This is a genomic window from Moorena sp. SIO2C4 (assembly GCF_010672485.1).
Classification (GTDB): domain Bacteria; phylum Cyanobacteriota; class Cyanobacteriia; order Cyanobacteriales; family Coleofasciculaceae; genus Moorena; species Moorena producens.
Window position 1 is genome coordinate 1 of record NZ_JAAHGN010000483.1, and the last position, 5497, is coordinate 5497.

A 5497-nucleotide genomic window follows, 5' to 3' on the forward strand; every position below is an offset into this window, starting at 1 on the left:
TGTTTGAAATTATAGGTGATTTCCGGGATGTCATATCAGTCAATTCAGGGCATTATCAATTAGTGCGATCGCTTTTTATAGCACGGCGTGTAATAGTGTTGAAAAATTCAATTTGCAAAGCGATGCAGCACTATAACTTTCACAGTTTAAATTACTAGGATAAACACGATGTAACCAGCTATCACGATTACCAAAGACGATATTCTTGAAGAAATCAAGCTATCTGGTAAGATTCCTGAGATTATCGAAGCAATTACTACCCGCAAGTTAATCGCAGCTGCTGCCGCTGAGGCGTGTATCAAAGTAGAGACAGAAGAACTTCAAGACGCAGCAGATAAATTCAGGATAGTTAGCCAACTCGGGAGTGCTGAGAAAACTTGGGCATGGCTGGAAAAACATGGTATGACCTTATAATAGTTTGAAGCTATGGTATATAATGGCGCTATTTATGGAAAGTTAGCTAAGCATTTATTTGCCGATAAAGTTGAACCCTATTTCTTTGAAAATCAGCTAGATTATGCGGGTGTGGTGATGTATGAGGTAATCATAGATGATCAAGATTTAGCCATGGAACTCTTTTATGGTATTCAGAAAGGGGAGATGAGTTTCTATGATGTTGCTCATCAGTATATCCAGGATAAAGAATTACGTCGCTATGGGGGATATCAAGGAGTAGTAACTCGTGAGCAGATCAAGCCGGAGATTTCTGCTGCTGTCTTTGCAGCTAAGCCACCGGAGGTTCTCAAACCCATTGTGACCTCTAAGGGAGTACACTTGATTTTGGTGGAGGAGATTATTGAACCCCAATTGGATGATAAGCTGCGCTCTCAAATCCTCTTAAATTTATTTTCTGAATGGACTAAGCAACAGGTTTAGCAATTTGAAGTTACCAAAAACCTTGACTTAGGTTACCAAGCTGCCTAGGTCTTGAGTGGAAACTTATACATGCAGAATTTAGAATTTAGAATTTAGAATTTAGAATTCTAATCTTGGTCTTTAAGCTTTTGAAATTAAATGCCCTCTGATGCTGATCAGGGGGCATTTTTGATGATTTATATTTCTAAGTTAAGTTCTCTGACGCGCCTTTCATCCCACCTCAAACGGAGGATGGGGGATTTCGACTGTTATAAGAAAATGCGATCGCATTCGATATCTTCCGCTACACTAGCTAATAGATCACAAACAAACCCAATGTCTCCAAGATTTGATTAGATCATTGACCAGTGTCTCCTCCCGCCCCTCTAACTCGTCTATCCCAAGGACAGCTGAACGTATTACAAACCTGTCCCCGTAAGTTCCAACACATTTACTTTGACCAGCTGGGAACACCCGTGTCTCCCGAACAACAAGAGCGTCTTACTTGGGGAAGCCGCTTTCACCTATTAATGCAACAGCGGGAACTTGGGTTACCAGTTACATCCTTAGTAGAAGAGGATACCCAACTCGACTACTGGCTGAGTGGTTTAGTCAATGCCGCACCAGAACTTTCCAACCCAGAGCCTGAAAGCTTCCGGGAAGCGGAACATTGCCGAACCCTGTATTTCCAAGGTTATCTACTTACAGTTATCTATGACTTATTGATTGCAGGGGAAGACTCGGCTCAAATTCTTGATTGGAAGACCTATCCTCAACCTAAAAACCGGGATTGGTTAGCCCAAGACTGGCAAACACGCCTGTATCTCTACGTCCTAGCAGAAACTAGCGATTATTGGCCAGAACAAATTTCCATGAGTTACTGGTTTGTCAAATCCCAACCCTGTGCCCAGAGTCTTAAATTTACCTACAATAGCGCACAACACCAGAAAACTAGGGAGGATTTGACTCAGTTGTTGACCCAGTTGGCTGGGTGGCTACAAGGGTACCAAGATCAAGGTTTAGCTTTTCCTCAAGTAGCAGCATCCCTTGGTCGATGTGGTGATTGTACCTTTGCCGTGCGTTGTCAGCGTTACGGGAATAGGCTGAGCAACGATAGTACAGAATTACTACCCGATTTAGCTGATATCCAAGAAGTTTCCCTTTGAGCTACCACCCCTGACTGGGTTTGCTCCTAGCACCAGTAAGAGTTGACGCTTAGTCGTTAAATATTAGACAAGACTAAACAAACCGACCCAGACCTGTCTAGTTATGCATTACAGACCTCACGAATTCGCCAAAATCGCTGGTGTGACTGTCCGAACCTTACAACGGTGGGATATATCGGGAAAGTTAATAGCCGATCGGACTTTAGGGAACCATAGAGTTTACACCCAAAAACACATTAATCAACTCAAAGGCTTACTCAATGACGATATTAAAAGGTCTGTGGTTGTGTATTGTCGGGTGTCATCCCCGGCTCAAAGACCCGACCTGGAAAACCAAGTGAAAGCTATGGATACCTTATCCTCCAATTAGCTGAGTACTCCGACTGTGAGATCGTCATCACCAATAATGAATCTCTGAGTCTTCAACAGGAGATGGTCGAAGATCTGATGGCGATTATTCACTGTTTCTCTTGTCGGCTCTATGGTTTGAGGCGTTACATTCAACCCATTCAAGAAAATATTGACAAAAACCTTGACAATCCGGAAAATTGCGCTAAATTAGCATCGGAAGTACAAATAATGGTCGAAATTCCCTTGAAGTTACCGTAAGAATAAAGGAGCCTTTATAGTTGGTCGGTCATGGGTAAAAGGGTTAAAACTTATTAATTAAGGCTCCTTTATTCTAAGGTTTCGTCTCATGTATGCTATCAAACGAGAACTCAAAGTTAATCACAAGCAAGCCAATTGGCTAGCTCAGTGCGCAGGATTCTCCCGATTCGTCTACAACTACGGACTAGGGATGATGAAAGCATCATGGGAGTTTGATCATGTCAAAGCTTCCGATTCTAAACGGTTGAATGCCATTAAGAAGGTGTTCACTAATGTCACCAAGAAAAGTACTGAGTTGGCTTGGTGTAACAAGTATCCAAGTCGTATTTACCAAAATGCATTCCGGAACTTAGCTAAAGCTTTGAGTCGTTGGCGCGACCCTAAGCTTAAAGCTCAGATGCCAAAATTTAAGACAAAGCGTCATCAATGCAGTTTCACCGTTGATGACTGCAACGGTAAGCGACTGTTGTTTGCCGGGAAACAAATCAATATCCCTACCTTGGGATGGTTCAGATTAAAGGAGGGGATCCCTTACAACTGTATTTCCCAAACATTCACGATTTCCAGAGAAGTCGGGAAGTGGTTTATATCGTTCAAAATCGATGCTTGTCCCGTTCCTGCGATCAAACACACCCAGCAGAAAGTCGGAATAGACCTCGGAGTCAAGTGCTTTGCCACATTGTCTGACCGCACCCAGATTGAAACGCCCGAATCGATAAAGAAAGCGAAAACCAAGCTATCGAAGCTACAGTGGCGCAATCGCAAAAAGGTGTTAGGCAACGGTCAGACAAAGACAAAACCAAGTCAGAACGCACTGACTTACTATGGAAGACTGAGAAAGCAACACAAGCACCTTGCAAACATTAGAGAGGACTTTTTGCAAAAGGAAACCACTCGATTAGCTCAGACTTATCAAGAAATTTTGATTGAAGACTTGAACGTGTTGGGAATGTTGGCTAATCATAAACTAGCGGAGGCCATCTCCTTGTTGGGATTCTACCGATTCAGAGAGTTGCTGACTTACAAGCAAGAATTCCATGGATTCAAGCTGACCCTAGTAGATAGGTGGTTTCCATCATCAAAGACTTGCCACAAATGCGGACATAAACAGAATATGCCATTGAAGGAAAGGGTGTATATTTGTGGAGGTTGTGGAAATCTTGAAGACCGGGATCTCAACGCGGCAATCAACATAGAGCGTTGGGAAGCTCGGTAGGGGCTCTCACTGTCGATGGCAATCGATCAAACGCCTGTGGAGTGGAAGAAGCCGACTTCCCACGTAGAAGAAAACGAAGCAGGAATTGAACTTCAGACCGAATGTCTAGGTTTGTGTAAGATTCATGATGCAGTTAAGCAGAGATCCCCGGGGGAACCTCTGCTGTAGCTAGTGCGCTAACCAGCCCATAGGCTACAAAGTCTGGTCGAACAAAATTTTACCAGACTCAGTGCCGCTGGCTTCTTTGGGTTTCATAGGGTTATAATAACACAAAATCTCTAAATAACACAAAAAACTTAAAATACCTATTGAATAGTTTAACCCTTAGTAGGATAATTGGGATGTCAAAGTTGTCAAAAGATGTGTCAGAAGAAAAACAAGTTAGCTACAAACTATTTTTGCCTGAATCCTTACGGGCAAAATTCAAATCTATGTGCGCTCTCAAAGGAGTCACCATGAATCATATCTTATTGGAGTTGATCGAAGAATGGATAGAGGAAAATAAAGCTGCTTCATCCCCTAAGCAGAAGAAGAGTTAATCGGCTGATATAGGTTGAACAGTGCTGAATGCGGAATGGTAAGTGCTAAATGCTGAGTTATCAGTAACCAGCTCATAGTCTAGTAAGCATTCAGCTATCAGCTCTCAGCTATCAGCTAATGCGCTACAGATGGTGCTACTTAATGTGCTATAGCGCTACGCGCAAGGCAATAGGCATGCTAGCAATAGCTGATTATAATAGCTTTTGCTGCTTTTATAAATGTCAAACACCTTAATGCGTAGTGCTATAGCAGTCGCCAGGGTAATTAGGACATGACAAAAGTCTCAAACTACAGTTTGGCTTGAGTTTAACTTCTGACTTCTGACTTCTGACAAATGACTTCTGCTATATATCAGCTATCAGCTCTCAGCTTTTGAATAAGCGATCCAGTGGCCTCACGGGGGTTTCCCCCACTCGCGCTTGGGATCAAGACAACAAGTAAGCATTGGTTTAATCTCTGTTACGTCGGCTGACGGCTGACGGCTGACGGCTGACGGCTGACGGCTGACGGCTGACGGCTGACGGCTGAGGGCTGAGGGTCACACCCTAAGCATTCAGCTCTCAGCCTATGGGCATAGGGCATATGGTTACATGACTAATTAATGCGATCGCTAATGAAAGACAATGATAAATTATTTGAGCAACTGAAAGATCAAGCCATTGATTCAGACCATGAGCAAGGTTTGATAGCCCTTGGTGAGGAATTGCTCAAAGAGTTTGATAGCGGTTCATCACAAGGGGTCACTGATATGGCTCGTTATCGGTTGGAAAAACATCGAAGTGCTTACAAAAAAGCCTACAAAAAACTGATGGCTACCATTGGTCTATGAGCAAGAGAGTCTGATGAGGAACAGTGTCTATGGAAAACTATCGACTGGTATCAGTCAAGATCAAGGGGTTTAGAGGCTTTCCTGAACAAGCGGGAGAACGGGAATTTCGCTTTGATCAAGCCTGCACATTAATTGTAGGAGCTCAGGGGGGAGGTAAAAGTAGTACCCTGAATGCGATTGAGTGGTGTCTATTTGGCAAAGATGTCGCTAATAAAAGTGCTACTAAAATTGAAGAGCGCAAGAATTGGTTAGTGAAAAACCAATCGTCAAGGGAGACTAGTG

At 43.1% G+C, this 5497-nt stretch carries 8 protein-coding genes and 1 pseudogene; 8 read left to right on the forward strand and 1 reads right to left on the reverse strand.

Going from position 1 to position 5497, the window contains the following annotated elements; all coding sequences use genetic code 11:
* The first annotated feature begins 180 nt into the window (after window positions 1-180).
* The 6 genes and pseudogenes from F6K20_RS40810 (at window position 181) to F6K20_RS22510 (ending at window position 4385) form a co-directional block, all read left to right on the forward strand.
* Window positions 181-876, forward strand: a pseudogene (locus F6K20_RS40810) (peptidylprolyl isomerase).
* Between the two features lie 347 nt (window positions 877-1223).
* Window positions 1224-2021, forward strand: coding sequence for a PD-(D/E)XK nuclease family protein (locus F6K20_RS22490; RefSeq protein WP_008182085.1), 798 nt, complete (start codon window positions 1224-1226; stop codon window positions 2019-2021).
* Between the two features lie 103 nt (window positions 2022-2124).
* Entirely contained in the window at window positions 2125-2391 is a 267-nt protein-coding gene (locus tag F6K20_RS22495; protein WP_008182083.1) for a MerR family transcriptional regulator, read from the forward strand.
* 62 nt (window positions 2392-2453) lie between these two features.
* Complete coding sequence (locus tag F6K20_RS22500) at window positions 2454-2630, forward strand: hypothetical protein (protein WP_008182081.1); 177 nt, start codon at window positions 2454-2456, stop codon at window positions 2628-2630.
* Window positions 2631-2718: 88 nt separating this feature from the next.
* Window positions 2719-3846, forward strand: coding sequence for an RNA-guided endonuclease InsQ/TnpB family protein (locus tag F6K20_RS22505; protein WP_008182078.1), 1128 nt, complete (start codon window positions 2719-2721; stop codon window positions 3844-3846).
* A gap of 341 nt (window positions 3847-4187) precedes the next feature.
* On the forward strand, window positions 4188-4385 hold the full coding sequence (locus tag F6K20_RS22510) for a hypothetical protein (protein WP_008182073.1): 198 nt from the start codon (window positions 4188-4190) through the stop codon (window positions 4383-4385).
* A 460-nt stretch (window positions 4386-4845) separates the two neighbouring features.
* Here the strand turns inward: F6K20_RS22510 and F6K20_RS22515 are convergent, their stop codons facing one another.
* On the reverse strand, window positions 4846-4968 hold the full coding sequence (locus tag F6K20_RS22515; RefSeq protein ID WP_267872010.1) for a hypothetical protein: 123 nt from the start codon (window positions 4966-4968) through the stop codon (window positions 4846-4848).
* A 19-nt stretch (window positions 4969-4987) separates the two neighbouring features.
* On the opposite strand from F6K20_RS22515, the gene F6K20_RS22520 reads away from it, so the two are divergent.
* Together F6K20_RS22520 and F6K20_RS22525 are read left to right on the forward strand one after the other, a co-directional pair.
* A complete protein-coding gene (locus tag F6K20_RS22520; RefSeq protein WP_131826849.1) occupies window positions 4988-5215 on the forward strand; it encodes a hypothetical protein in 228 nt (75 codons plus the stop codon).
* 29 nt (window positions 5216-5244) lie between these two features.
* Window positions 5245-5497 (forward strand): AAA family ATPase (locus tag F6K20_RS22525; protein WP_287296087.1); only part of this gene is annotated, 253 nt, incomplete at its 3' end.

What these genes read in the sequence shown, in the direction of transcription:
- F6K20_RS22495 (WP_008182083.1), top strand. Translation starts at nt 2,125, where the DNA reads ATGCATTACAGACCTCACGAATTCGCCAAAATCGCTGGTGTGACTGTC.
- F6K20_RS22500 (WP_008182081.1), top strand. Translation starts at nt 2,454, where the DNA reads ATGGTCGAAGATCTGATGGCGATTATTCACTGTTTCTCTTGTCGGCTC.
- F6K20_RS22505 (WP_008182078.1), top strand. Translation starts at nt 2,719, where the DNA reads ATGTATGCTATCAAACGAGAACTCAAAGTTAATCACAAGCAAGCCAAT.
- F6K20_RS22510 (WP_008182073.1), top strand. Translation starts at nt 4,188, where the DNA reads ATGTCAAAGTTGTCAAAAGATGTGTCAGAAGAAAAACAAGTTAGCTAC.
- F6K20_RS22515 (WP_267872010.1), bottom strand. Translation starts at nt 4,968, where the DNA reads ATGCCCTATGCCCATAGGCTGAGAGCTGAATGCTTAGGGTGTGACCCT.
- F6K20_RS22520 (WP_131826849.1), top strand. Translation starts at nt 4,988, where the DNA reads ATGCGATCGCTAATGAAAGACAATGATAAATTATTTGAGCAACTGAAA.